Source organism: Moraxella sp. FZLJ2109, assembly GCF_024296965.1.
GTDB lineage: Bacteria > Pseudomonadota > Gammaproteobacteria > Pseudomonadales > Moraxellaceae > Moraxella.
In genome coordinates this window covers 2,094,169-2,119,771 of sequence record NZ_CP101112.1, presented here as the reverse complement: position 1 = coordinate 2,119,771, position 25,603 = coordinate 2,094,169, and the positions used below count along the sequence as shown (strand labels likewise).

Here is a 25,603-nt window from a genome sequence, read left to right as displayed (position 1 = left end):
CTAATAATATTCAACGATACAAGGAGTTCTTTATGATTAACATCGAATACACCCCACCCACCGATGAAGCCATTATCTATGAGCTAAAAAAGGCAGAAGATGAGATTTTGTTACAAAAACAGACAGGCGATATTTATGCCAAGCTGTCGTTTATTATTTTGGTTTATTTTAAAAATGATAATAGTCCAGAAAAAAAACTAAAAACCATCAATCTACTAGAAAGATTCAAAGCTCGCTATCCGATGAAAGCGCATTTTAAAAAAGGCTCAAGAGGTTTTGTTAAATTAACCGACAAAAGTTTTGAGAGTACTAAGGCTAAATTTTTGGCGTTTGAAGATTATTCTGATGCCATAGAATGGCACATCACTTCCAATACCTCAGGAGAGTTTGCTGAAGATTATTTTATTGGGACGCTGGCACGAAGTTTTTTGAGCTATTTAAAAATTCATCTGCCAGTAAGTTTACTGTACACCGCAGAGGGCAGAGCTGAGATCCAAGATTGGGTGGATGATGTGCTTAGTACCTATGATGGTGAGATATTTCACGGTTATGCAGGTTTAAGCACGCGATTACCCTACGACAGACATCCTTATGAATATTATGAGGCTGATGTTGCCAAAGACTATTGGGGCATTACCGCAGATGGTTCGGCGTTCTCAACCAGTGATTGGTATGATGGTATTCGCAGTATCAGCTGGCTGAGCTTTATTGGTCAGCCCTTTGTGGATAAAGTGGTGGGACAGCCGTATTATGCCCAAACTCTCAATGCCTATCCACAGGTTGAGGTAAGGATGGTAGGACAGACCATGGTTATACAGGCAGGCAGCTTGCCTAGAGTTGCCAACAAGCATCAGCCACTGCCTCTTGCTTATGTGGTGGCAGCGCATTTAACACGTCCTATTCAAACGCCACATACACAATATGGCAGTGGTGCATTTTTTTGGATTAATGCTTATTATTGGCTTAGACGTTGGGATAATGACAACTTTGAAGAAGGGGTGCTAAACCCTAAGGGTAATAAGCCAAATTTAGTCCCCATCTTTGGGCAAGCGTTTAGCAATCGCCCTTATCATATCGTACCATGTACCGGTCAACTATTTTCAAACAACCCCTAAGAGGGTTTTGTTAAAAAACTGTCGTTCTTTTTCGACAGGGCTTAGGTAGTTATTAAAGCTGTGGGGTCTGAGTTGACTGTAATAGCCAAGGATATAATTTGCCACGTCTACTTTTGCTTCTTGGATATTCTCATAGCCATGTTTTGGCATCCACTCATATTTAAAACTTCGAAAGAAACGCTCTGTTGGTGCATTATCCCAGCAGTTGCCCTTTCTACTCATACTGTGTGTCATCTTACATCTAGCAACGGCATCAGCAAAGGCGCGACTGGTGTAATGAGATCCTTGATCTGAATGAAATAACACACCGGTTGGCTGAAAGCGTATGGTATAAGCCATGGTTAATGCTTTGGTGGTCAGCTCACTGTTTGGATGATCACTCATGGCAAAGCCAATGATGTGTCTGGCATATAAATCCATCACCACAGCCAAATAACAAAATCCTGCTTTGGTGTGAATATACGTCACATCCGATACCCATACTTGATTGGGTGCAGCTGGTGCAAACTGCCGTTTTAGCAAGTTGTCATGCGCTGTATGTGCTTGATCAGCTAAGCGATAGCGATGCTTGATGCTTTGGCGACTGATGAGTCCTTGTGCTCTCATTAATTGACGCGCTTTATAGCGTGTTAGTTTAATCTGATGAGCACGACTAACCATAGCAGCAATACTTCTAGATCCTGCTGACCCTTTGGAGCAATCAAATGCCTGTTTTACCCATAAGCGTAACTCAATCTCTTTGCGTGTTGGCAGTTTTGGTTTTTGCTTGGCATAATAAGTACTTCGGCAAATACCAAATAACTGACACAGCTTTGCTTTACCGATGCTGTATTGCCCCATCAATTGCTCTATTAGCGGGATAGTAAGCTGTCTTGTGCTAATAGAGCGGATGCCTTTTTTAAAATATCTCGCTCAAGTCTTAGCTGGGCATTTTCTTTACGAAGTCGTTCAAGCTCTCGTTGTTCTGGTGTTAGAGCATGACCTGTGGCTAATGGCTTGCCTTGAAGTTCAAGACGATAACGTTTAAGCCAGTTTTCTAAAGTAGATTTACCGATATCATATTGCCTAGCAACATCAACAACACGCTGATTTTGCTCTTCAATGAGTTTGACCATTTCTAGTTTAAACTCAGTGCTGTACTGCTTACGCTGTTTTGTCATGAGAGATTACTCCTAGTTTGGGGTAGTATAACCTCTTATGGGGTGTCTGGGAATATTGTACCGGTACACCACACAGTGGCCTGTGGCAACCTGTAGGCTTTGTTTTTGGTGAGGGCGAATGGCAAAGTATGTATCTACAACAAGGCATGCCCTTTCCAGAGGAGGGGGTGTATCTTGAAGATGGCAAAAAAAGATTACGTAATGCAATCGATTGGCGTCTGATTAGCCGAGAGGATGGCGGTGCGATTGTTATGCCTAATCCGCTATAGGGGTGGTGATGAGTCGATACGATGTTGAACAAAGAATGGAATTCATCACCAGAATTGCCAAAGACTATCACTTTATTATGCTCAATTATAAGACAAAAGTAGAGGGTTATATGCAGTCCATTGTCAATGGAAAAGTTGTAGAGGGCGATGGTGATTTTTAATGTAGTTAAAAAAACAGTAAAATACACTGTTTTGGGTGTAATAACCCTTATCGTATTATTTTTACTATTGATATATACCTTGGTTTTTATTAGTGGCGTGGAGTATTACATGAAACCAAAACAAGACAACACACCTGTGGTATTAAATAAAAATGAGCAAGGCGAGTATCGTATGGTAGTACGCCTTGGTGAAGATGCTAGAACACTCATTCAAAGAAACCCTAATCTCTTTGTCAGCAGAGAGTATGATGGCTATCCTGTGGGTTTTTTGCGCCCTAGGTTTTCTTATAAGGAAATCCCTAATGTGCGCTTGGAGCTATTAGATGAGGATTATGAGCTGGCATTATCTTTGAATGGTTTTGAAACAGATATTATGTTGGCAAGTGAAAACGAACCGCTAAATGTAGGGTTCTTGAGTGCACACCTGAAAGCAACAGGAAATATTCATAGAGCGGTAAAAGCATCCGAGGCTTTTAGTGATAAAGTTGAAGAGATACAAAATGCTACACATCTAAGCAATGAAGAGAAAACTAAGCAGATAGATGCCATCACACAAGCCTTTGAAGAACAAGAAAAACAATACGAGATAGAAACTTCTAAAAAACTCTATCAGCAATACCAAGACATTTTGGCAGTACTAAAAAAATATAATTGGAAGCCTGATTTGTACCCATATTCGCCTAGGATTTTTGGTCAAGAATCTTGGGTATTGCAAGGTGATTACAAGTATGGCCATCTTATTGATAGGGATGGTTTTTATATTGACAGCTATGAAAAATGGCAAAAATATGTTGAAGATGATGATATTTTTGTGTGTTTTTATCGTAAAAATCTACTGTTGCGGTTATCGGTCAATGATTTATCTCCCCGCCTAGAAATAGAAACCAATACTTCTCACTATTTAAATAGAGAAGATGACAGATGGATGGAAAAACTCGCCGCCGACATCCCCAAATGGCAGGCCCAACGCAAAGAAACTGAAGATATCCTACGAGCCAAAGGCTATACCATTGATGAAAGCTATGTCGATGCCCCATTACCCAAAGAGTTTTTGGAATGGCAACAAGCCGAGCGGCTAAATTCAAAATAATCTTAATTTGTAGTGGTACACCAATCTGTAGCGATCAACTAATTCAACAGTCCCTGATAAGTTGATTTTGCTGGAACTGGTGCCAGACCTTGATTGTATTGATGTGAGCGAATGTGATTATAATACATCACATAGTCTTTGACATCCTTCATTACACTTTCAACATCACGATAACCGCCTTTTGGCATCCACTCATGTTTAAAACTACGAGACCATCGCTCCATTAAGCTGTCATGCCAGAATATTATCAAATATCTGGCGGTCTTTGTCTTGATAACGCCATTTTTGCGGTTGTTTGCTAAATAAGCCTTGCTGCTTCATGAGCTTACGCACTAAATATAAGCCAACCGTGATACCTTTTGCTTGTAGTCATGCTTTGATGCCATGCGATTTTAATGTCTTGATTGCTTGATATTTTTGCTCTTAAGAGATATTAAAATCGCTGTAGCCTTTGTCTGTGGCTAATTTTACTGTTTCTAATTTAAACTCTGCACCAAAGCTTCGTCTTGGTCGTCTCATGGTTTATCCTCATTTTGATGTTAAATTCTAGTGAATGACTAGCTTTGCTTGTTCCTGTGCGAATACCATCAATACCATGAGTTTGGTAGAGATTCACTCAGTTTTGGATGATAGGGCGTTTAATACCAAACGATTTGGCTGTGCTGCGGTAACTATGTCCTGTTAAATAATGCTGAATGACGGACAGTTTAAAGCCCATTGTGTATTTGGTCATAAAAACACCCCAAAGGTTGTATAACTTTTGGGGTGCGGTTCGCTTGCTGTCTTTTTATTTACCTGTAAAAAATACGAATTTCATTAAAATTATTGATTTTATCCAAATTTTTTTCAGCATAATCAATATCTTGCTGATTGTGGTAATTTTTAAAAAAAATAAAATCCACTATCACATTTTTATTCTTTTTTGAAACAAATCTTTTGTGAACAATCAAAGCAATTTCATCTTGATTGCCGGTATTGCTTTTTTGTATTATTTGTTCCAAAAATTCAAGATTAAATTTATCAATATTAAATTTTGATAAATCAAAGCTCCCATGGTATTTGCTTGAATGTATAGCGATAATTTTCTCAGATGTAGGTTCTATTTCTACAGTTGTCCTAATATCTCCAGACCCAAACGAAAAATGAGTGATTTTTTCTTTATTTTTTCTTGGATCTTTATACGCAGTAGGCGTATAAAAAATACCGAATTTATCCAACTCATTGATCATCTTTGACTCACCCAACATTAAGCTTAATTGAGATTCAAACAATTCAATTTCACCAGTTTTAATTTGTGATACCATTTTTTGTGTATTTTCATCTCCTTTATCGTATGGTTTTAAAGCTTTTATCCAATCACTACGATAAATATGCTGAATGCTGTTATTTCCTTTTTCTATAAAAAACTCCGATTGGTGTAGATAAAAATAACTTACTATTGCCGTTAAAGCAATCAGGATGATCAATGATAACTTTTTCATACAACTCAAACCTATTATAATCTTCTTTTTTGACACCGTGCATATAATTTATTGTAGACACCCAACATTGATTGGTCAGCACCGCTTGGCGACCTTGTACATCGCCCAAAAAGTCTGCCAAGAAGAGTTTGGCTCTTTTTGCTTTGGTATCATTTGGCTGGGCTTCCATCTCTTTTTAGATATCCAAAATTCTTTTAATGCGTTGTTGTTTTTGAGCATTGGAGGCATAAAAACATCGTTGTAGCACAGCAATTTGTTCGTGTTCTGCAACCTTTATCAAACCCTTTATGTTCACCAACCATACATAACTCAACCTGCCATCCCACTTAGCAAAGAGTAGATTTAAAGAGTTTTCAATCATCTTTTTGCACTTGGATTGTATATTCAAGCTAATAAGCAGGCTCTATAATATACTGCCACATATCAGGGTCTTGGTAGGATTCGTTGATGGAGAAGCCTGCGTTTTTGGCACGAGATTCATGGTCTTGACGGATGCTTTTGTATGTTTCATACTCATCATCATAAGCTTGTTTTAACTCTACGACTGTTTCTCCCCTAATACTGTTATAAAAATCATATTTGGCAGTGTTAAAATGAAAATCCACCATATACTGCTCCAAATCAGGTTGGTCGGGGACTGGGTTGGGTTTGGTGGCGGTTTTTTGAATATTTATCCAAACCGTAACATCACGAAGATAAAGATTTAAGTTGAATACAAAACCATAGCCATCTTTTTCTTGCTTGGCAATCATATATTGCCATTCTTTAAAAGTTAGGGCATTTACACCATCAGAAGCAAAACCAGAACTTAAGATAATATCATCACTCTCTTTATCACTATGTGAAAGTAATTTAATATTATCCTCTTTGGCAATTCTAGCATCCCAAGGTCTAAAATACTGTTGCCATCCTGCCTGTTTAAAGGCGGTAATGAGTGCTACATAGTCTTGATAGGCTTGTTCAGCAGTAGTAAATTCTACTTGGCTAAGTCCTGCTTGTATATCCATACCGCCAACACCATCAGTACGCTCCCCATGTCGCGCAACAAAGATGGAAAAAACATGGGGAATTGTTGTTGTCTTGCCAAAATGCTCAAGCTTGACAATACCTAAATTTGGTGGTTGCCAATGATACCTATCAAAGCTTAGAGAACCTGCCGTTTCACTATAACCCAAATAACGATGATTGTCTTTCACACCTTGATGACCAAAGTGTAGAGTTACTTCTTGAGGGAGTGGCTTAGGTGGGCTATCAGCTTGACAAGCTTGTAAGCTCATCACGCCAATGATAAATACCATCAAAACAAATAATAATCTTATCATCATATTCTCATCAATAAGCAGGTTCTATAATATACTGCCACATATCAGGGTGTACCAGTGCACCCCTAACCAATAACAACTTCCAAGATGCGACCCAACCAGGCACATCAAAAAAGCCGTCGCTTGAATCGCCACCAAATGCCACGATGGTTGCTATATGCTTTATCACTGCATACTTGTGTACTCCAACCCTGTGAATCACGCACATACTCTGCTTGATTGATTTGTAATTTGCCATTATTTTCTACTAGGCAAAAGTAAGAGCTAGCACTGTATTTACTGCTAGATACAACATAAATATCATTTAGTCTATAATTAAAGTCTGAAAACATAAAACAGCTTTCAGGACTTTTTAATATGGATAGGTCGCCAGTAAAAGAGACTCTTTGTCCTTCTTTTTCATCATCTACAGATGGCTCGCTATTCTCAAGAACCAGATGATAATTGTCTGCTTTTTGATTATTATCTTTTTCGTCATACAAATAAAAGCAAGGTTGATTGTTTTTTATTGCAATCAACACTCCACCATCATTAGGTTCTCCTTTTTTACAAGCAGTAAGAGCAGTCAATACCATCAAAATAGTTAACAAATTTTTCATTCAAGAAATTCCTATTTAATAATATCAAAACATTCTGTCCATTTGATGTTTTTGGGTAATAACAAAGGTTCATTTGAATTTTTTGTACTTGAAGTTTCTGCTCGTTCGGCAGCTGATTTGCTACAAATACACCCAAATTCAGCAGCTTTATTCTATCATAAAATCAGACTTGTGATAGAATACCATCTTAATCTTAACTTAAGGCTAAAGAATTGTTTGATGGCGAAATAGAGCTTGATGAAAGCTATTTTGACGGCATTTGCAAAGCCAAGCGTGTTTTAAGCAAGTACAATGGCATTGACAAGAAACACTTTCATCTTTTTATCAAAGAATGTGAGTTTGGATTTAACTATGGCATACCATCCAATCAATTAAGATTGTTAAGAAAATGGTGTGGGGTTTAGGGGGTTTATCTAGTACAGCCCCATCTTTTATATTTAGGAAATAACTTATGGTGTGCCGGTTTATCTTTTTGATGTTGAGTTTATTTTTAACAGCCTGCTTTGACGACAAAGTGATACCCGATAAACTGCCTGAGGCTTGTTTGGGTCAGTATTATTCCCAAAAAATAGAAATTTTGAATGGTCATGTTATAGATTCTACATTTAGCTCCAATATATCGGATGCAAATTTCAAATTGTCTCCTAGGATATATAATAATGGAAAGCAGGATGTGGATATTTATAATAATCCGTTATTTCATGAAGATTACAATATACTTAGTTTAACGGGGACTCCAAGTAACACAAGCCCTATTAAGGTGGATATTAATTATGATATATATAAACATATGTTTTCATTTTTTGAGCCGAGTGATGGTTATAAGAAAACATATGTAATCAATGTAAAACAGTGCAATTAGTTTTGCTATATTTTTGTCAAATTGGAATGGATATGAATAAGAAAATATTTTTCCTAGCAGGTTTGATATTGTTATTAACAGGTTGTAGCAAAGCCACTTTTTATCCAGATGTTTTACCTGATGCTTGCTTAAATCAATTTTATGAAGCAAAGATTAAAGTTGGTGGTGGTACTGTTGTGTCAAGTGATTGGATAAAATACGGTCAAGTGTCTGATGAAAATTTCAAATTAAATGCAAGAATGTATTTTAGTGGGTATGGGCATAGGGATATTACAGGTGCTTTGATAGCCGATTACGATGGCAATGAACTTACCGTGTCAGGTACACCCACCAGTTTAGAGCCGATTGATGTAAAGATTAATGTTGCTTTCTATAAACATATGTTTTCATTTTTTGAGCCAAGTAATGGTCATAAGAAAACATATACAATTCGTGTAAAACAGTGCAATTAGTTTTTCTATATTTTTGGAAAACGGGAATGGCTGTGAATAAGAAAACTTTTTTAGCAGGTTTAATATTGTTATTAACAAGTTGTAGCAGGGCTACTTTTTATCCAGATACTCTACCCGATGCCTGCCTCAATCAATTTTATGAAGCAAAGATTAAAGTTGGTGGTGGTACTGTTGTGTCAAGTGATTGGATAAAATACGGTCAAGTGTCTGATGAAAATTTCAAATTAAATGCAAGAATGTATTTTAGTGGGTATGGGCATAGGGATATTACAGGTGCTTTGGTAGCCGATTACGATGGCAATGAACTTACCGTGTCAGGTACACCTACGAGCTTAGAGCCGATTGATGTAAAGATTAATGTTGATTTTTATAAACATATGTTTTCATTTTTTGAGCCGAGTGATGGTTATAATAAAACATATACAATTTATGTCAAACAGTGTAATTAATATTAATAAATAATTAATGTAATTCAATTTAAATTATTGTATCATAGAATTAATAGATGACAATTTATTAGTATTTCTAGAAAAATTTATCATACTGATATTATTTGAAGATTTTTAGTTGGGGTAAAGACAACTACACCATTAAGACCAATGTGAATTTTTCTGACTTTCGCAAACATATTTTCCAAATATATGTATTTGGGTAGATGCTCATAATAAAAAAGGGGCTGTAGTAGATAAGGTCTAAATCCCACACTATTTTCTCAATATTTTAAGCTGATTAGATGGTGTGCTGTAGTTAAATCTAAACTCACATTCTTTGATAAAAAGATGGAAGTTTTTCTTGTCAATGCCATTGTATTTTCTAAGTACTCGTTTAGCTTGAGACCAGAAATTTTCAATGCCGTTGATGTGGTTGTGGTCTTTGACAAACTCTTTGGAATGATTGGATTGATGCGAAAGTGTTTAAACTCACTCACATCAAGGGCATTATAGCTTCTGTAACTGTACCGGTACAATATTCCCAGACACCCCATAAGAGGTTATACTACCCCAAACTAGGAGTAATCTCTCATGACAAAACAGCGTAAGCAGTACAGCACTGAGTTTAAACTAGAAATGGTCAAACTCATTGAAGAGCAAAATCAGCGTGTTGTTGATGTTGCTAGGCAATATGATATCGGTAAATCTACTTTAGAAAACTGGCTTAAACGTTATCGTCTTGAACTTCAAGGCAAGCCATTAGCCACAGGTCATGCTCTAACACCAGAACAACGAGAGCTTGAACGACTTCGTAAAGAAAATGCCCAGCTAAGACTTGAGCGAGATATTTTAAAAAAGGCATCCGCTCTATTAGCACAAGACAGCTTACTATCCCGCTAATAGAGCAATTGATGGGGCAATACAGCATCGGTAAAGCAAAGCTGTGTCAGTTATTTGGTATTTGCCGAAGTACTTATTATGCCAAGCAAAAACCAAAACTGCCAACACGCAAAGAGATTGAGTTACGCTTATGGGTAAAACAGGCATTTGATTGCTCCAAAGGGTCAGCAGGATCTAGAAGTATTGCTGCTATGGTCAGTCGTACTCATCAGATTAAACTCACACGCTATAAAGCGCGTCAATTAATGAGAGCACAAGGACTTATCAGTCGCCAAAGCATCAAGCATCGCTATCGCTTAGCTGATCAAGCACATACAGTGCATGACAACTTGCTTAAACGGCAGTTTGCACCAGCTGCACCCAATCAAGTATGGGTATCGGATGTGACGTATATTCACACCAAAGCAGGATTTTGTTATTTGGCAGTGGTGATGGATTTATATGCCAGACACATCATTGGCTTTGCCATGAGTGATCGTCCAAACAGTGAGCTGACCACCAAAGCATTAATCATGGCTTATACCATACGCTTTCAACCAACCGGTGTGTTATTTCATTCAGATCAAGGATCTCATTACACCAGTCGCACCTTTGCTGATACTATTGCTAGATGTAAGATGACACACAGTATGAGCAGAAAAGGCAACTGTTGGGATAATGCACCAACAGAAAGATTCTTTCGAAGTTTTAAATATGAGTGGATGCCAAAACATGGTTATGAGAATATTCATGAAGCAAAAGTAGATGTGGCAAGTTATATTCTTGGCTATTACAGTCAACTCAGACCCCACAGCTTTAATAACTACCTAAGCCCTGTTGAAAAAGAACGACAGTTTTTTAACAAAACCCTCTTAGGGGTTGTTTGAAAATAGTTGACCGGTACAAACCGTCTGTGTAAACGATGCTATCTGGCTTGATTTTGCTTGAGATAATAGGCATTAAGGTGCTTTGTTTGGTATCTTTTACAACAACAGTATAAACCTTGCCATTACGCTTCAAAAGACCAAACACAGCTGTTTTACCACCAGCTCCACGACCTCGCTTGCCTTTACGAATGCCACCGAAGTAGCTTTCATCAAGCTCTACTTCGCCATCAAACAAAGTGTGAGCTTCAAGGTTGAGATTATATTCTATCACAAGCCTGATTTTGCGGTAAAATAAAGCTGCTGAATTGTGCTGAATGCCAAGCAAATCACTTGCTGTTCTAGCAGTAACTTGTGCAACAAAAAATTCAAGCAGTTTTATTTGAACTTTTTTACTTAATTTACAACGAGTTATCTTCATATTTGTAGTATAGCATAAGTGCTAATCTACTACAGCCCCATAAAAAAATAGGAGCTTAACAATGAAACGATTTTTTCTGTGGTCTATAGGCTTTATGTTTGGACTTTTTGTTTTATTTATAGTGAGCTATCTTGTACTGTATTATGCTTCAACTAGACCTGAGTTTACCACCCAAGAATTACCCAAAGCACGCCTCAATCAGTCTTACCATGCAAAAATTCAGATAGAAGGCATAGTTGCTGATGAAGATACTACAGTTTTTTCTTCAAGCACTGATATTATGGTAAAGCCCAAAGTATATGAAACCAATAAAGACATATATAATAAACCTGTTTATAGAACAGATTACTCGGACTTAACTATTGCAGGTACACCCACCAAGCTAGAACTCATCACCATTCAAGTACAGGGGAGATTTTACGATGCAATGTTTTCAGGCAAAGAATTTAAAAGAACATATACTATTGAAGTGTTGGAATAGGTGGTAAAATATAATATTCACCTAATTAACCATAAATAAAAACTCTCATGCCAAAACTTTTTTTGATAACATCAAAGCTATGCTTGTTTTTATCAGTATTTCCCTTGCTTTTTATTGAATACAATAAAATTTGTTTTGGATATGATAAATATTCAATAATGTATTTATATCAAATTAATGGCACAGGGGGTGATGATGGTGTCGCATTTAAATTATTGGCGATATTTACTTTTTTCTTTGCATTATTTTTGTCCTTAGTAAGAAATAAAATTGGCTATGCTTTTTTGTTTTCTGTTTATTTTATATGTCAGTATTTTATATTTTTATTTATAGAAAGCTCAACTGTTTGGAATATGATATGGTCATCGATTATTTATTGTCTTGAATTTACAATCTAACCGCAACACCAAATAAAAAAGAAGTGTTCATCAATTTAATGTATCATTAAGTTACCACACAAAACAAGACATTAAAGCATATGAACACTTCTTATAGACATCTTAGCATAGATGAACGTGAAAAGATAATGGTTTTACTATCTTTGGGCAAATCCATTGGTATGATTGCCAAACGGTTAGGCAGAGCCAAATCCACCATTTGCCGTGAGATAAAAAGAAATGGCTATGATGGCAATTATTCAGCAACCAAGGCAAATTGCTTATACCAAACAAGAAGACAGGCTTGTCACCCTAAGTTAAAGCTTAATAACCCACTTGTATTTAACTTAGTACAAGACAAGCTGTTTAACCACCAATGGTCACCTGAGCAAATACAACATCGTTTAGCCTATGAAGACAGTCAAATACAGATTAGCTATGCAACCATCTATCGAGGGTTATACAAGGGCTTATTTGATGTGGATGGTAAGCTTGCCACAAGAAAGCTAAGGCACAAAGGCAGAACTCGTCACACCAAAAACCATGAAGAAAAGCGAGGTAAGATACCAATTACTCATCATCTTAAAGACAGACCACAGATTGCCAATGAACGCCTAAGAATTGGTGATTGGGAAGCTGATACAGTATTGGGTAAATCAGGCAAGGCTTGTCTTGTGACATTGGTGGATAGATGTAGTCGCTTTTTGATTTGTGCAACCGCTAAAGCCAAAAAGGCAGAATTAATCAGTCAAGCAATCATCCATGCTTTAGCCAATCACCCTGTGTTTACCATTACGCCAGATAGGGGAAAAGAATTTGCCAAACACAAACAAGTAACAGACAGTCTAAAAGCAAACTTCTACTTTCCACCACCAAGCCAGCCTTGGCAAAGAGGAAGTAATGAGAACACCAATGGGTTGCTTCGGGAATATTTTCCAAAGCAACAAGATATTAACCAGTGGGATGAACAATACATACAAACAAAGGTTGCTAGACTTAATCTACGACCGAGAAAATGTTTAAATTGGCGAACACCTTATGAGGTTTATTATCAAAAGGTGTTGCAGTTGGTTTGACAATTCAAGCGTTTAAAAATTTTTATATAGAGCTATCTACAAAGGTATAGTCATTAATACTAATAATTTGATGATAGATATAATTTCTTAGATTCAAGTAAGAACTGCAACGTTTAAATAAGGTTCTTTTTTAGAACACCACTTGAGGTAAAATCTAGTTTTTAGTGCGTTGCACTTGAATCTGTCTTTTAATGAGAATTTAATATGTACGAATTAAAGAATTTACAGCAAAAATATGATGATGTCATTGAATGTAAATATGGTGATTTTTTTATTGTTGCCCTCAATGGAAAATATGGTCTTATCCATTATACTAATAGTGTAATTCTAGCAACAAAATATGATGCTATATCTTTACAATACTATATTCATCCACAATTAGAATGTGGATTATATTTTGCTTTTGTAACACTTAATGGTAAAATGGGGATTATAGATTGTACAATGCCTCAAGTAAAAGAACTAACACCATGTATATATGATAAGATTATGCCATTTAATGAAAATATGGCAGGTGTATGTCTAACCAAAAATCAATTTAAATTATTTAAAAAACAACAATGGGGATTTATTGACTGTCATGGAAATGAAATCATTACACCGCAATTTGACCAAATTATTTATCCATTTATTAAAGAAAGTGCTTATGTTCAGCTGAATGGTAGTAGTTTTTTTATCAATAAAGCAGGCCAGCGGATCACTTACAATATCCCAAATGAATATCAAGAACAAACAAGGATATTATATGATAATGTTTTACAACTCAATGAATACTTCCGTCAAAATGATGACCACTATCAAACTAAAAATAAAGATTTAACTTTATTTTATTGGTATGCTCCGTATGATTTAAGTCGATTAGAAAATAAACCTGAAAATTATGATTATCAGGAAGAATATAAATCCTATAATCAATTACGAGCAAAAATGCGTTTGGAACAAGTTGATGATTTAAATGAATTATTACAACAAGAACGACATCGCCCACTTTTAACAGTCAATTTTGAAGCATCAGCCAAAATTCATCGCCATAAAGTAAAAGCGGAAATTTGTTTTGTGGTTTTATTGGAAAATGAGCGTATTTATTTAACCAAAACACAAACTTTGTTTGGTAGTTATATAGATATGGTACAAGATAGCCAACCATTTGATTTTAATAATTTAACTAATGAAGATATTCAACATTTTAATTTATTACTACAATATGTTGAACGAGCATGTAATGATTTAGAAATTTATACCGAACAAAATCAAGGTATATTCGTTCATCAACATTTTAATGTAGAAGATGATATTGCAAGACTTATTGAATTATTAGATTTCAAGCAGAATTTAAGCAAAAAAGAACGTAATAAAATTAAAAAAGATTATCTTGAATTGGTCAATCATTCTGATAAATTCCGTAAGAAATTGGAAAAATTATTTGACTTAGAAAAAGACGAATTAGAAGATGCAGAAAATGACTATCTTTCTTATCTTTTATTAACTTATTATATTGAACATTATGCTGATGATTGGAAATTTGATTTTGAACAATTAAGTAGTTTTATCACAGATAAGATTCAGCAACCTTTTATGATTAATCATGATGATTACAAAAAAGGTATTACTCATATTAATACCCAACTACAATCTCAATCCATATATTCTCTGATGGATATTAATTCAGGTTATGATAATTGCCATTATATTGTAGTTAAAACAGAAGATGAAGATGAAATCTTAACACTGAGTAAACGCTTAAATCTTACTATTAGTGATGTCTAAATTTAAATTGTTAATGATACTTTACTATAGGTTTTTAAAATGAAAACACTTATCATGACACCTTATTTTTAGCATTTCTTTAGCTAATATGAATATCGACTTAGTTTTACAGCAAGATTTTATCTCACCTGAATTGACACTGAATGAAGACAATTTACAACACGTTATTACAACTACATTACAACATATTGAGTTTGAACAAGATGTTGAAATTGGTATTGCCTGTGTGGATTTGGCATATAGCCAAGAATTAAACCATCAATATCGCCAAAAAGATAAACCAATCAATGTACTATCTTTTCCAAGTGAAATTCCCGCCGATATTGTTGATGAATTGGAACAATATCCATTAGGGGATTTAGTAATTTGTATTCCTGTCGTTTTAACAGAAGCAGAACAGCAACAAAAATCAGCAACCGCACATTTTACCCATTTAGTGGTGCATGGCGTATTACATTTATTGGGCTATGACCATGAATTAAGTGATGAAGATGCAGAAGAAATGGAATGTTTGGAAATCGAAATCTTAGCTAAATTAGGAATTGATAATCCATATTAATGATTTTTTTAGGCTTGAATTGTCAAACCAACTACAACAAACCCTTTGTTGCTTATAAGCATGGTATTGGTGATCCATTAGATCCTTTTGCTTGGAATATAATTGAACAGCAGTTAAAAGATAGGTTGGCAAAAAAGAACATTTCCCAACCAAGAATATGCTAGTCTGGCGTGAACCACACCCCAATATGCTAAAAAATTTGTAGCTTAGTATCTTACAATACACCATATAGTGCAAATAAATATTTTTCGGCATATAAAAACACGACCAATGGTCGTGTTTTGCAAAATCCATACCTTCCTGACCACCTATTCCACTCCAAATGGGCATCAATTCCGATTTAAAATGACTAGTGATTTCAGTGAACCCTGTCCATCTTGGTTGAGTCTCTATGATTATTATGGTGTTAATTTCTTTCACATAGATTTGCCTGCTAATGTAATCAAGCATGCTTGATGAATGGTGCGAACAAGTATGGCATCGGCAATGGTTATCTCAGGAAATAAATAACCTATGTTAAGCTGCAACAGAATACTAGCTAGCAATCAGTAAACTGCTAATATTGGATTGTATGCCAGTACCCAATAAATGCAAAATCTTTTACATTTGACAATCAAAGGTTGTTGTTATTGGATGATTAAATAGAGTGGACTATGCAACAATCTTTTCCATTTGGCTATTTTAACCCAAATGGAATTTTTGGTTATTATCCAGGACAACTCCTTTATTTATGGTAAAATACACCAAAGGGCAGGCAATCACTACCAAGACTGCAAATACTTGTTAATTATTGCCTACACGATAACATCATGGAGCGCCTATGTCCAACAACAGCATGAGACCAATTCATGTGGGTGAGATACTGCGTGAAGAATTTTTAAAACCTTTGGGGTTGCCAGTAGCGACTTTGGCTGAGTCTTTGGGTGTTGCGCCTGACCATCTTAATGATATCATCGGTGAGCGGAGTGGTATTAGTACAGATACTGCTTTAAGCTTGGCAAAGTATTTTGGCAATAGTTCTAGATTTTGGCTGAACTTACAAAATACCTATGAGCAACAACTTGCCAAAACAGCCCATTTCAAATAACCTCAGAACCATCACAGCATAAAAAAGGGAACTCATATGGAACAAGCAAGCACCCAAAAGCTGACACTTCAAGACTATGCGCCCAAACACTACATCGAAATATCAGAGTTAGAAGAGAACTTTGATTACTGGATGGAAGTTGTCGAAAAAGATGTGATTGCTATTATAAAAGATGGAGAACCTAAATTTTGTATGGTACCTGAATTTATTTATGCTCAGATGATGGCTTATACATCTTTGGATGATTGAGACAGTCATTAAATTTATGACAATCTAAAACCCATGAAAGACTTACCAACGCGTATCTTTGATGCCTTTTGTGAAGGGATATTGGATACTGCTGTGTTTTATAGCAGTGATGATGCGTATTTGTATCGATTGGATGAATATAGACAAGTCTTTGAAAGACTGGCTAAAGATACTGACATCCATGTGATTTATTATGATTTTGCTGATGTGCAAGTATCTATTTATCAGCATTTTATGTCGCAGATGATTGCAGCTGTTTGTCCCAATCAAGCAGATAGCTGTTATTCTCTTAGAGTTGTATTTGAGCAAATTATCTCAGGTAATCAGCGATATTTGTTAATACTAGATAATATTGAGTGTTTATATCAACCATCTAATCTTCAATCATCTGAAATCAAAGATTTCATCGGCTCATTGCGCACCTGCCTAGATGCCTATCGAACCAATATCCGCACAGCTATGTTTTGCCGAGATACAGCAAACTTAAGAAAACTGTATCATGATTACCATGAGCCGTTTTATTGTTTTGGATATTTGCAGGATGTGGGGAGGTGAACATCCTTTGATCAAAACGCTTAAAGGCAATATCAACTCCACTTTACCAATCCATATCCCACATTTCCAGTTCCAACAAAGTGAGAGGCTTGGGACAGCTTCATCGTAATTTGTCGTAAATTATCGTATTTTATCTCAGTTTGTTGCCAATTGACTTTTGGGTGATTATTTTTATGATTGAAACTTTGTTATTTATAGAAAAAGTTTCAAGTATAATTGAAACTTTTTCTATATCAAGGTAAAATATCAATTATAGTTTTAGGATTTTACCATGAAAAAAGATTTGGTTTATCGCCAAAAATACCTTGAAGCGGTACGCCCGTTTATCGGAAAACGTCTAATAAAAGTGTTCACAGGGCAACGCCGTGTGGGCAAAAGCTATTTGCTGTTTCAGATTATGCAAGAGATTCAAACAGCGGATGAAAATGCCCACATTATTTATATCAACAAAGAAGACTTGGCGTTTAGTCATATTACAACCGCAGAGCACCTGAATGATTTTGTGCAAGAGCAGAAAAAGAGCGGTCAAAATAATTACATTTTTATCGATGAAATTCAAGAAATTACAGATTTTGAACAAGCGTTGCGTTCGCTTTTATTAGATGACGAATTGGATTTGTATTGCACGGGTAGCAATGCTCATTTGCTTTCACGGGATATTGCAGGCAGCCTGAGTGGGCGAGCGATTGAAATTAATGTCCACTCCCTGTCCTATTTTGAATTTCTTGAATTTATGAAACTGGACGATAGCGATAAATCGATGTCACTGTTTTTGAAATATGGCGGTTTACCTTATTTGAAAGACTTGCCGTTGCAAGACAACATCGTGTTTGAATATCTACGAAATATTTATTCCACCATTGCCATTCGGGATATTGTGAACCGTTATTCATTGCGAAATGTGCAATTTTTAGAGCAGCTTACGCAATTTTTAGCAAGCAATATTGGCAATTTGTTTTCTGCTAAAAAAATCTCTGATTTTTTAAAATCGCAGAAAATTACCACATCAAGCATGCAGGTACAAAATTATGCGGAATATCTTGCCAACGCCTTTTTAATTCACAAAGTACCACGCTATGATATTGAAGGTAAACGCATTTTTGAGATTGGCGAAAAATACTATTTTGAAGATTTAGGTTTGCGAAACGCCCTGATTGGCTATCGGGTACAAGATCGTGGCAAATTGCTTGAAAACTGCATATTCAATCATCTTCAAATCGCAGGTTATGATGTCAAAATCGGCGGTTTAAATAGCCAAGAAATTGACTTCGTGGCAGAGAAGGATGGTGAACGTATATATGTGCAGGCGGCGCTGACCATTAATGAAGAAAAAACACTTGAGCGAGAACTTGGCAACCTGCTGAAAATCCAAGACAACTACCCGAAATATGTGGTGACAATGGACGAATTTGACGGCAATACTTTTGAAGGGATACAGTGTTTGAGTTTGAGGGCATTTTTGAGAGAGATTTTGGGTGGATGATGCATCGGTACACCAAAATCTCAAACCATGCAAAACATACCTTTAATTAAAGCACTTAAAGGCAACATCAATCCCGCTTCACCAACAAATACCCCTTACCACGACCATTACGCACAGTGGTTGCCAATCCCATGCTCTCAAGTTCATTGAGTAGCTTACGAGCGGTACTATCTGAGATGCCAAGCTCATTAGATACTTGTTTGGCGGTCAAAACCTGATCAGCTGGCGTATTGGTGAGTAGCTGATACTGATGGATACTAAGATTGCTATAATCAACAGCCAGATTTGCAGGTGCGGACTTTGACATAGATTGTGATGCTTGGTCAATCGATAACAGCGCCTGCAAATCGCTAATAGCACGATTAATGATAGTAAGCTGATAAGCAATAAAATAAGTCATATCCAATTCATCAGTTTCTACATCAATATAGCTTTGCGCATACTGCTTGGGCGCTTTGTGCAATAAGCGACTGATGGAGATATAATCAAAATGCGTATAGCCTGATTTTTGTAGCGACCAATAAAACAAAGCTCGGGCAGTTCTACCATTGCCATCACCAAAAGGATGAATAAAGCCGAGTAAAAAATGCAGAATAATCGCTTTGACAATCGGATGGATAAAGTCATCCCCCTGATGATCGGCATTAGCAAAATCACAATACGCCTGCATCAAGGTCGGTAGCGTCTGCCATGCAGGGGGTTGATGGACAATTTGCCCATCATAATCAGCAATGACAATCTCATCATCTTGGCGAAATTCACCCGAAATCGCATCATTGTCAATCGCACCTTCTGTGGCGATGCGATGTAATTGCAAAATCATAGCGATATCAAGCGGTTGATTTATTTGTTGTTTCACTGCTTGCATCAAGTGATAATTATTGACAATCATCACTTCGCTTTTGTTTATAGGTGCACGGCGACTGCCGAGAAGTTCTTTGGCAACCTTGCGTGTGGTGGATGCACCTTCAAGCTGAGCACTGGTAATCGGCTCTTCAAAGAGCAGTTCTTCGGTATCAATGGACCATTGCCATTGATGATAGCGATGCTCAATATGATATAGCTTGGCTTGTAGGCTGTGTGGTAAGCAATATGAGAATTGATAACCGCCAATATGCATCGACTGCATGATGGTATGACGGTTGAGTTTTTGAGCAAGCCAGCGCCGTTTGCTGTTAGTTGGGTGACGATAGCGAAACTGCTCCCATGACAAATAACGCCCCTTGGCATCTGTCGGTGGATGCTCTGCCAAATATCCCAAAAGCACAGGCGAAATATCACTTGCTTCTAGTTCTGATAAAGTAGGTGGCTTGGGTAATTTCATTGTTATTTTCCATAAAATATCGCAATTTATCGTATTTTACCTTATTTTATCGTAATTTGTCGTAAATTATCGTATTTTATTTCAGTTTGCCGCTAATTGACTTTGGGTGATTATTTTTTTATGATTGAAACTTTTTCTATTTAAGGCTAGGGGTCAATTATCATTAGGGAAAGTTGTAGTCTTGAATTGTCAAATTATCAAACCCTTGTTTTGTTGATATATCTCATCCAAATGCTTGGCAATCATTGCAATGATTGTACCAGTACAAAACACTCAAATAACGAGTCGGCTGATAGTTACTGATCATAAGCGAGCACCTCAGCGATGGTTTTGGGTTTGATTGCTTCAGGTTTGGTTAATTCCATAAACCGAGCAATATCATCCAAAATCATCCACAATAACAAAAAGTTCTTTAAAGAAATATGACCTGTATCCTCAAACCGACGAATGGTTGGCTCAGGAATCAAGGATTTTTCAGCCAGTGCTCGGCGTGATAGCTTGGCATCTTTGCGTTTTTGTTTTAGATACGCCGCCAAAGCTAAGCGTGCATCAATATCGTCATACAGATGAAGCATAACCAATCTAAACTCAGTTTAGTTTTGATATTATTTTATCAAATTTACGGGATTTTTGGTAGTTTTTGATAATATTTTGTCAAATTCATGTATGAATAACTTTTTTGTTGCTACCCCACAAGACAACTCAGCTCATAACTTTGACTGCGTCCAGAAGCTAGCGACTTCACCAAAATTCCTTTTTCAACCAAATCATTGATGTCTCTTAGAGCGGTATCTGTGGATACTTTTGTGATACTCGCCCATTTTTTGGTGGTAAGTTTGCCATAAAAATCGCCCCAAAGCTTATTAATCATCACTACTTGTCGTGGATTGAGTGATGTGTGGCGATATGTATGCCAAAACTGTGACTTAGCGACAACCTTTTGTGACTGAGCGAGTGCTTGTATCAAAGCCGCTTCTAGATTGGTTAAAAACCAAATTAGCCATTCGGTGGCTGATGCCAAGCCCCTTTGAGTTTGTTCAAGTATGTGATAATATTCACGACGATTGACAAGAATTTGTGCGGACATACTATAAAATCGCTGTGGACTGCCATCGCTTTTGGCAAGCATCCGCTCAGTGAGTGCACGAGTTAGACGACCGTTACCATCATCAAATGGGTGTAGCGTGACAAACCACAGGTGTGCAAGCCCTGCCTTAATTGCCAAATCAAGTCCCGTATCATCATCGTTATACCACCGAAAAAATTGCTCAAGCTCATCGGGCAGTCTATCGGCCTTTGGTGCTTCAAAGTGTACTTTGGCTTTGCCATAGGCACCTGAAACCACCTGCATCTGGCCATTGGCATCATCTCGTAATGCACCCACATTAATGTCATACATACCGCTTAGCCCTTGTGGGAATAGTGCGTGATGCCAACGACAGACTTCATCCAAGGTTAATGGCAAATCAAATCTTGAAGTTGCCTTAAGCATCATTTCAACAATCGCTTCCACTTCATAGCTTGGCGTAACAAGCTGATGCTGATACAGTGCTTCAATACCTAAGTGCCGTGCAACCGAAGAGCGTACCTGTTCAGTATCGAGATATTCACCCTCAATCTCCGATGTCTTAATCACCTCCAATGTCAAAGCCTCAAGACTAACCTCAAGCGGTAAATCAAACCCAAGGCTGCTCATCTGCCCTAACAAGCGCCCTTGAAGCAGACGAATGCGGGCGACAAGGGGGAGTAGCTGCACCTCATCAAGCTGCCAATCTGTCCAATTTGGATATTCATGAATATAAGTATCAACCATCACTATTCTCAATTTTGCCACATCTGCGGTAATTATACCACATATTCTCCGCAAAATATGCGGAGAATAACACCATCAATCACCGCAAAATTAACATACCACACCCCAAATCAAACTGATAAATTACAAGATTTGAATAAAAAAAATCTAATATTATTAAATAGAGAATATACACTTAAAATAATTCAAATTCATCAATATCTGTAACTTTCATTAGCAAGCACAAGGGCAAAAAATTTAAAATTATGATAAAATACGAAAAATGATGGGGTAAATTTACCCTATTGGTTTTCGTGCCAAGATATAAAAAGACATCAGACAGTGTAATCAGCATTCACACTGATAATAATCATAAGATATTGATATATAAAGAGATTATTTGAGGTAAAATAAGGGTATTTAGCAAAAAATAGTCGCCCGAGATTGCCAAGGTTGGGGTCGCGAGTTCGAATCTCGTTTCCCGCTCCAAATTTTAAAAAGTCCAAGTCAGATGATTTGAGCTTTTTTGTTATACATCTTTCTAACAGCTTCTCCAAATTTCATCACCATAATAGCACCAGTCAATTTCTAGCGGACTTCCAAGCAAGATAAAATCCGCAAACGCCTTTATGATAATTCCACCATCATATCAATCCAATAGGCAGCACAGGAGTTACCGTAATGAAAAAAAATGGATCTTTACAGCACTGGCCAGACTTGCCATCAGCACCCAAGCACTCGCCATCGAAATCTCACCGGGTGATAATGATTTGACACCTGCAGGTACCAATGCCTTACTGGTTTATCAGCAATTTGCCACGACCGATCGTTTGCGCGAGCAGGGCAAGACAGTATCTGATCAATTTGGCCTTGACACATCGATGATCGTGCTGCGCTATTTTCACACATTTGGCATCAATGAGCGATCAACACTGGATCTGGATACTTTTGTGCCATTTGTCAAAGCCACAGGCAAGCACGATGCGGCAGGCATTGATATCAGCGGTGTGGCAGACTGGACGGTCGCAACCACATATCGGCGTAAGCTGAACGAGAATAATGACGCATTGATCTTAACAGGACTGCTAAGCTTACCAACTGGCAGCCGCGAGCTGAGCAGTGATCACTTAAGCTTATATGTGCAAGCTGGCTATGTCAAAAATTTTGGTAAAAAATGGTCAATGGATATGACTGGCGATGTGATTTTCTACGGCAAAGATAGTAATAATTTTAAGAAAGATGTCTCATTTGAAATTCAGCTCATCGGTCGCTATCACATTGATGATACGCTGTCACTGGGCGCAGGCCTTGGGCATCTGTGGGGCGGCGAAACCACGGATGCCGATGGCAATAAACAGTGCGATCGCCTGCAAAGCACCAATATTCGCTTAACAGCGTCAAAGTGGATTGACAATCATCAATTCCAACTGCAGCTAGGTCGCGATCTGTCTGTCAAAAATGGCACGGTGGAAAATGCACGAGTCAATCTGCGCTATGCTTATGTTTTTTAATCTGTAAATCCATCATTTGGCTGACTTGATGATTTGTAAGCGGTACACAAATCATCAAGTCAGTTTGATAAAAATACAAATCTATCAATATCAATAACTTACAGCATAAACACAAAACGCCGTTATACTTTATACTTCAGAACTTCATGTCATTTAACATAATATACATTATGCGAAGTATAAGCAATCGGACTTAAGCAAAAAATCCGCCACATTTTCTCACTAAATCATCCATCTGCCAAACAAATCCACCGCGTAAGTTTCACCAATCGCGCCGTTTATAAATTCTTAACACAAATCTTCCCACAGCACCCATGATTTGCTTTATAATAAACCCATGAATGACACAGCTTGGAGAATTTATGAAAACCAATTTTCGTCGTATGCAGCCTGTGATGGCACTTGCTTTGCTGCCACTGGTCTCGGTCAATCCTGATGGTCAGCTGCCTGTTGATCCAAATGCACGCCTAACCATCGGCGCAAATGCCACTTATAATGTCAGCGGCTATGCGACCGATGATGATTTCAGCTTTATGCCACAAGCCTTTTATGACAACAACCGCGTCTATGTTGAAGGCGCTGAAGCTGGTTTTTATCCTTATAAAGATGCCAATGATCATGTGCGCGTCGGTATCAGCTATGATGGCCGTGAATTTGATCCAAGCGATGCGCTTGATGTCGCTCAGCGCGAACTGGATAAGCGCAAATGGTCAGCACTGGCACACGCAAGCTATATGCACATCACACCATATGGCGGTTTGCGCGTGAAAGCCACCACCGATGCCTTGGGTCGCCACGATGGTCAAACTGTGACTTTGTCGCATTTATCGAAATTTAATTTTGCGGACAATAAAGTCACCGTATATCCTGAATTTGGCGCTGTATGGCAAAGCAAAGACTACAATCAATACTACTACAGCGTCTCAGCTGCCGAATCAGCGCGCACAGGTGTCGATGCTTTTCAAGCCAAATCAGGCTGGATGCCATTTGCCACCGTCACCGCAAGCTATCAGCTGACCGATCATGTCAGCATCTTTGGTAATCAGCGCGTCGAATGGCTGTCATCCACCCAAAAAGACAGTCCGCTGACTGATGATGACATCGATTCTAAAACGCGTGTCGGTGTCAATTATAAATTTTAAGCCAAACTTCATCAATTTGACTCAAAACCAAATAGCTTAAAACAAGCATAAAGGGCGTATCAAGCGCCCTTTTTTATTTACTGAATTAAACCGTTCAAGAGCTTTGATAATCTTAAAAAGCTCTATTTAAATTTGAACAAAAAAGCGCCAAAGATACCCTTTGACGCCCTATTGCTTACCGCCCTTTTGCAGGCTTTAAGCATCGGTGGCTAGTTCTTGTAACACCAAGCTTTGCGCCGCTTGTACTGTCGGCTTGGTAGCCATCATCTTTGCCCAGCGGATGATGTGCGTATATTCATGCACCGCCAAGAATTTCGCCGCGTCATAATGCTCGCCCACATACAGCTCGCCTAGACACAATCTGCCATACCAAGGATAAATCGCCATATCTGCAATGCTGTATTCATCGCTCATAATGTACACTCTATCCGCTAAGTGTTTATTTAGCACATCTAATTGACGCTTGGTCTCCATCGCATAGCGGTTAATCGGATATTCCATCGGATATGGCGCATATGCATAAAAATGCCCAAAGCCACCGCCCACAAATGGCGCAGAACCCATTTGCCACATTAGCCATGAATACAGCTCGGCCTTGTCACGCGGTTCACTTGGTATAAAGGCTTGATGCTTTTCTGCCAAATACAGCAAAATTGCCCCACTTTCAAACACAGGAATGGCAGGCGTGACGCTGCAATCAAGTAAAGCGGGAATCTTAGAATTTGGGTTGATCTTGACAAAATCCGAGCCAAATTGATCGCCATTCATGATATTAATCTTATAGGCATCATAACTCGTGATTTTACCAAGAGATTTTAGCTCTTCTAATAAAATATTCACCTTAATGCCATTGGGTGTGTTTAGCGAGTATAGCTGATACGGCGCATCACCGATTGGCAGCGTCTGCTCATGCGTCGCTCCTGCAGTTGGGCGGTTTGTCCCGCCAAATTTACCCCCTGCTTTAGCTTTGACGCTTTCATAATCCCAAATGGCAGGTGGTGTGTAAGTTGTCATGGTTTTTCCTTATTGGTCTTTTAAAAGAATGTGAGTTTCTGGCAAAAAATCATACTTATA

At 37.6% G+C, this 25,603-nt stretch carries 28 protein-coding genes and 3 pseudogenes; 18 read left to right on the top strand and 13 right to left on the bottom strand.

The features are described from left to right. Nucleotides 1-32: 32 nt before the first annotated feature. Complete coding sequence (locus NKU06_RS10050; protein WP_254730661.1) at nucleotides 33-1,115, top strand: type VI immunity family protein; 1,083 nt, start codon at nucleotides 33-35, stop codon at nucleotides 1,113-1,115. Here NKU06_RS10050 and NKU06_RS10045 read toward each other — a convergent pair. Both NKU06_RS10045 and NKU06_RS10040 read right to left on the bottom strand, forming a co-directional pair. Then, the gene (locus NKU06_RS10045) at nucleotides 1,101-1,967 is read right to left on the bottom strand and encodes an IS3 family transposase (RefSeq protein WP_305884404.1); all 867 of its coding nucleotides are present in this window, start codon (nucleotides 1,965-1,967) and stop codon (nucleotides 1,101-1,103) included. The genes NKU06_RS10050 and NKU06_RS10045 overlap by 15 nt on opposite strands. Continuing rightward, nucleotides 1,967-2,275, bottom strand: coding sequence for a transposase (locus NKU06_RS10040; protein WP_254729037.1), 309 nt, complete (start codon nucleotides 2,273-2,275; stop codon nucleotides 1,967-1,969). Before NKU06_RS10040 ends, NKU06_RS10045 begins: the two co-directional genes overlap by 1 nt. Nucleotides 2,276-2,552: 277 nt before the next feature. Between NKU06_RS10040 and NKU06_RS10035 the strand changes: the two genes are divergently transcribed. Both NKU06_RS10035 and NKU06_RS10030 read left to right on the top strand, forming a co-directional pair. Then, nucleotides 2,553-2,705 carry a hypothetical protein gene (locus NKU06_RS10035; RefSeq protein ID WP_254730655.1) on the top strand — a complete coding sequence of 51 codons (153 nt, stop codon included), beginning with the start codon at nucleotides 2,553-2,555 and terminating at the stop codon, nucleotides 2,703-2,705. A 109-nt stretch (nucleotides 2,706-2,814) separates the two neighbouring features. Beyond that, on the top strand, nucleotides 2,815-3,795 hold the full coding sequence (locus tag NKU06_RS10030) for a DUF1542 domain-containing protein (protein WP_254730652.1): 981 nt from the start codon (nucleotides 2,815-2,817) through the stop codon (nucleotides 3,793-3,795). A 38-nt stretch (nucleotides 3,796-3,833) separates the two neighbouring features. Here NKU06_RS10030 and NKU06_RS11725 read toward each other — a convergent pair whose 3' ends face one another. The 5 genes from NKU06_RS11725 to NKU06_RS10010 all read right to left on the bottom strand — a co-directional run bounded on the left by NKU06_RS11725 (nucleotide 3,834) and on the right by NKU06_RS10010 (nucleotide 7,197). After that, the gene (locus tag NKU06_RS11725; protein ID WP_371928050.1) at nucleotides 3,834-3,947 is read right to left on the bottom strand and encodes an IS3 family transposase; all 114 of its coding nucleotides are present in this window, start codon (nucleotides 3,945-3,947) and stop codon (nucleotides 3,834-3,836) included. 464 nt (nucleotides 3,948-4,411) lie between these two features. Further along, complete coding sequence (locus NKU06_RS10025; protein ID WP_254730649.1) at nucleotides 4,412-4,528, bottom strand: helix-turn-helix domain-containing protein; 117 nt, start codon at nucleotides 4,526-4,528, stop codon at nucleotides 4,412-4,414. A gap of 58 nt (nucleotides 4,529-4,586) precedes the next feature. Further along, nucleotides 4,587-5,276 carry a hypothetical protein gene (locus NKU06_RS10020; RefSeq protein WP_254730646.1) on the bottom strand — a complete coding sequence of 230 codons (690 nt, stop codon included), beginning with the start codon at nucleotides 5,274-5,276 and terminating at the stop codon, nucleotides 4,587-4,589. A gap of 389 nt (nucleotides 5,277-5,665) precedes the next feature. Beyond that, entirely contained in the window at nucleotides 5,666-6,601 is a 936-nt protein-coding gene (locus NKU06_RS10015) for a hypothetical protein (protein ID WP_254730644.1), read from the bottom strand. A 104-nt stretch (nucleotides 6,602-6,705) separates the two neighbouring features. Further along, on the bottom strand, nucleotides 6,706-7,197 hold the full coding sequence (locus NKU06_RS10010) for an NF045616 family extracytoplasmic (lipo)protein (protein ID WP_254730641.1): 492 nt from the start codon (nucleotides 7,195-7,197) through the stop codon (nucleotides 6,706-6,708). A 45-nt stretch (nucleotides 7,198-7,242) separates the two neighbouring features. On the opposite strand from NKU06_RS10010, the pseudogene NKU06_RS10005 reads away from it, so the two are divergent. From NKU06_RS10005 to NKU06_RS09995, 3 genes and pseudogenes are all read left to right on the top strand, one after another. Beyond that, nucleotides 7,243-7,601: pseudogene (locus tag NKU06_RS10005) on the top strand (hypothetical protein). Between the two features lie 490 nt (nucleotides 7,602-8,091). Further along, on the top strand, nucleotides 8,092-8,511 hold the full coding sequence (locus NKU06_RS10000) for a lipoprotein (RefSeq protein ID WP_254730638.1): 420 nt from the start codon (nucleotides 8,092-8,094) through the stop codon (nucleotides 8,509-8,511). Nucleotides 8,512-8,543: 32 nt separating this feature from the next. Next, nucleotides 8,544-8,960 carry a hypothetical protein gene (locus NKU06_RS09995; RefSeq protein ID WP_254730634.1) on the top strand — a complete coding sequence of 139 codons (417 nt, stop codon included), beginning with the start codon at nucleotides 8,544-8,546 and terminating at the stop codon, nucleotides 8,958-8,960. A 255-nt stretch (nucleotides 8,961-9,215) separates the two neighbouring features. Here NKU06_RS09995 and NKU06_RS09990 read toward each other — a convergent pair. Next, a pseudogene (locus tag NKU06_RS09990) lies at nucleotides 9,216-9,481 on the bottom strand (transposase); the annotation flags it as partial. A gap of 52 nt (nucleotides 9,482-9,533) precedes the next feature. Here NKU06_RS09990 and NKU06_RS09985 point away from each other — a divergent pair. Both NKU06_RS09985 and NKU06_RS09980 read left to right on the top strand, forming a co-directional pair. Then, the gene (locus tag NKU06_RS09985; protein WP_254729037.1) at nucleotides 9,534-9,842 is read left to right on the top strand and encodes a transposase; all 309 of its coding nucleotides are present in this window, start codon (nucleotides 9,534-9,536) and stop codon (nucleotides 9,840-9,842) included. Then, a complete protein-coding gene (locus tag NKU06_RS09980; RefSeq protein ID WP_371928049.1) occupies nucleotides 9,803-10,708 on the top strand; it encodes an IS3 family transposase in 906 nt (301 codons plus the stop codon). The genes NKU06_RS09985 and NKU06_RS09980 overlap by 40 nt, the downstream gene beginning before the upstream one ends. A 7-nt stretch (nucleotides 10,709-10,715) precedes the next feature. On the opposite strand, the pseudogene NKU06_RS09975 reads toward NKU06_RS09980, so the two are convergent. After that, nucleotides 10,716-11,126: pseudogene (locus NKU06_RS09975) on the bottom strand (IS1595 family transposase); the annotation flags it as partial. A gap of 61 nt (nucleotides 11,127-11,187) precedes the next feature. Here NKU06_RS09975 and NKU06_RS09970 point away from each other — a divergent pair. The 8 genes from NKU06_RS09970 to NKU06_RS09935 all read left to right on the top strand — a co-directional run bounded on the left by NKU06_RS09970 (nucleotide 11,188) and on the right by NKU06_RS09935 (nucleotide 18,760). Beyond that, a complete protein-coding gene (locus tag NKU06_RS09970; RefSeq protein ID WP_254730628.1) occupies nucleotides 11,188-11,607 on the top strand; it encodes a hypothetical protein in 420 nt (139 codons plus the stop codon). Between the two features lie 478 nt (nucleotides 11,608-12,085). Further along, entirely contained in the window at nucleotides 12,086-13,060 is a 975-nt protein-coding gene (locus NKU06_RS09965; protein WP_254728850.1) for an IS30 family transposase, read from the top strand. A 204-nt stretch (nucleotides 13,061-13,264) separates the two neighbouring features. Then, entirely contained in the window at nucleotides 13,265-14,827 is a 1,563-nt protein-coding gene (locus tag NKU06_RS09960; RefSeq protein WP_254730625.1) for a WG repeat-containing protein, read from the top strand. 88 nt (nucleotides 14,828-14,915) lie between these two features. Further along, nucleotides 14,916-15,386 (top strand): rRNA maturation RNase YbeY, encoded by a 471-nt coding sequence (gene ybeY / locus NKU06_RS09955; RefSeq protein ID WP_254730622.1) that lies wholly within the window; start codon nucleotides 14,916-14,918, stop codon nucleotides 15,384-15,386. A gap of 820 nt (nucleotides 15,387-16,206) precedes the next feature. After that, nucleotides 16,207-16,473: a HigA family addiction module antitoxin gene (locus NKU06_RS09950; protein WP_254730620.1), complete on the top strand. Its 267-nt coding sequence runs from the start codon at nucleotides 16,207-16,209 to the stop codon at nucleotides 16,471-16,473. A 36-nt stretch (nucleotides 16,474-16,509) separates the two neighbouring features. Next, nucleotides 16,510-16,722 (top strand): hypothetical protein, encoded by a 213-nt coding sequence (locus NKU06_RS09945; RefSeq protein ID WP_254730617.1) that lies wholly within the window; start codon nucleotides 16,510-16,512, stop codon nucleotides 16,720-16,722. A 33-nt stretch (nucleotides 16,723-16,755) separates the two neighbouring features. Next, nucleotides 16,756-17,277: a hypothetical protein gene (locus NKU06_RS09940; protein ID WP_254730605.1), complete on the top strand. Its 522-nt coding sequence runs from the start codon at nucleotides 16,756-16,758 to the stop codon at nucleotides 17,275-17,277. A gap of 271 nt (nucleotides 17,278-17,548) precedes the next feature. Further along, complete coding sequence (locus tag NKU06_RS09935) at nucleotides 17,549-18,760, top strand: ATP-binding protein (protein WP_254730602.1); 1,212 nt, start codon at nucleotides 17,549-17,551, stop codon at nucleotides 18,758-18,760. A gap of 67 nt (nucleotides 18,761-18,827) precedes the next feature. Here NKU06_RS09935 and NKU06_RS09930 read toward each other — a convergent pair whose 3' ends face one another. The 3 genes from NKU06_RS09930 to NKU06_RS09920 all read right to left on the bottom strand — a co-directional run bounded on the left by NKU06_RS09930 (nucleotide 18,828) and on the right by NKU06_RS09920 (nucleotide 21,897). Next, nucleotides 18,828-20,084, bottom strand: coding sequence for a Fic family protein (locus NKU06_RS09930; RefSeq protein WP_254730599.1), 1,257 nt, complete (start codon nucleotides 20,082-20,084; stop codon nucleotides 18,828-18,830). Between the two features lie 296 nt (nucleotides 20,085-20,380). Then, the gene (locus tag NKU06_RS09925; protein WP_254730596.1) at nucleotides 20,381-20,659 is read right to left on the bottom strand and encodes a helix-turn-helix transcriptional regulator; all 279 of its coding nucleotides are present in this window, start codon (nucleotides 20,657-20,659) and stop codon (nucleotides 20,381-20,383) included. A gap of 110 nt (nucleotides 20,660-20,769) precedes the next feature. Next, the gene (locus NKU06_RS09920) at nucleotides 20,770-21,897 is read right to left on the bottom strand and encodes a Fic family protein (RefSeq protein ID WP_254730593.1); all 1,128 of its coding nucleotides are present in this window, start codon (nucleotides 21,895-21,897) and stop codon (nucleotides 20,770-20,772) included. A 608-nt stretch (nucleotides 21,898-22,505) separates the two neighbouring features. Here NKU06_RS09920 and NKU06_RS09915 point away from each other — a divergent pair. Both NKU06_RS09915 and NKU06_RS09910 read left to right on the top strand, forming a co-directional pair. Further along, a complete protein-coding gene (locus tag NKU06_RS09915; protein ID WP_254730590.1) occupies nucleotides 22,506-23,387 on the top strand; it encodes a transporter in 882 nt (293 codons plus the stop codon). A 362-nt stretch (nucleotides 23,388-23,749) separates the two neighbouring features. Then, nucleotides 23,750-24,529, top strand: coding sequence for a MipA/OmpV family protein (locus NKU06_RS09910; protein ID WP_254730587.1), 780 nt, complete (start codon nucleotides 23,750-23,752; stop codon nucleotides 24,527-24,529). 195 nt (nucleotides 24,530-24,724) lie between these two features. Here NKU06_RS09910 and yghU read toward each other — a convergent pair whose 3' ends face one another. Next, a complete protein-coding gene (gene yghU / locus NKU06_RS09905) occupies nucleotides 24,725-25,543 on the bottom strand; it encodes a glutathione-dependent disulfide-bond oxidoreductase (protein WP_254730584.1) in 819 nt (272 codons plus the stop codon). Nucleotides 25,544-25,603 lie beyond the last annotated feature (60 nt).